1 protein-coding gene is annotated in these 1,139 nt (G+C 67.4%); it reads right to left on the bottom strand.

From position 1 onward, the window contains the following. Positions 1–1,139 (bottom strand): SulP family inorganic anion transporter (locus tag ACIHAO_RS42920; protein WP_396568103.1); only part of this gene is annotated, 1,139 nt, incomplete at both ends.

Below are 1,139 nucleotides of genomic sequence, written 5' to 3' on the forward strand. Positions count from 1 at the left end.
GCGAAGAACAGCTCGCCGGTGACGGCGTACACGACCTGGGTGCCGTCCGGGTCGACCACGGCGGTGACGTCGACCAGGTGCGCGACTCGGCGCGCGAAGATCACCATCGCGGTGATCGAACCGACGACCACGCCGATCGCGAGGTTGCCGGTGGCCACCACGACGGCCACGGTGACGACCATGACGATGATCTCGCCCCACGGCATCCGCTTGAGCGTGGCCGGCGAGACACTGTGCCAGTCGAAGGTGCCGAACGCGACCAGCACCATCACCGCCACCAGGGCCGCCATCGGGATCTGTGAGACCAGCGGGCCGAAGACGATGCACAGGATCATCAGGAACGTCCCGGCCAGGAACGTCGACAAGCGGGTCCGGGCGCCGGCGGTCTTCACGTTGATCATGGTCTGACCGATCATCGCGCAACCACCCATGCCGCCGAAGAAGCCGGTGACGATGTTCGCGACGCCCTGTCCGATCGCCTCGCGGGTCTTGTTGGAGCGCGTGTCGGTGATGTCGTCGACCAGTTTCGCGGTCATCAACGACTCCATCAGCCCCACCAGCGCGAACGCCAGCGCGTACGGCGCGAGCAACCCGAGCGTGCCGAACGTGAACGGCACCTCCGGAACACCGGGTGACGGCAGTGAGGAGGGCAGGGCGCCCTTGTCGCCCACGGTCGGGACCGCGATACCGGCGGCGATCGTCAGCGCCGTCAAGGCCACGATGGACACCAGCGGCGCCGGAACCACCTTGGTCAGCTTCGGGAACAGCACCATGAGCACGAGCCCACCGGCGAACAGCGGGTACACCGGCCACGGCACGTCGATCAGCTCGGGCACCTGCGCCAGGAAGATCAGGATCGCCAGCGCGTTGACGAACCCGACCATCACGCTGCGCGGCACGAACCGCATCAACCTGGCCACGCCCAGCGACCCGAGCACGATCTGGAACAGGCCACCCAGGATCACCGTGGCGATCAGGTAGCTCAGCCCGTGCTCACGAGCCAGCGGCGCGACCACCAGCGCGATCGCGCCGGTCGCGGCGGAGATCATCGCCGAACGTCCGCCCACGATCGAGATCACCACCGCCATGGTGAACGACGCGAACAACCCCACACTCGGATCCACGCCCGCGATGATCGA

The sequence above is a fragment of the Amycolatopsis sp. NPDC052450 genome (assembly GCF_044547565.1).
Lineage (GTDB): Bacteria > Actinomycetota > Actinomycetes > Mycobacteriales > Pseudonocardiaceae > Amycolatopsis.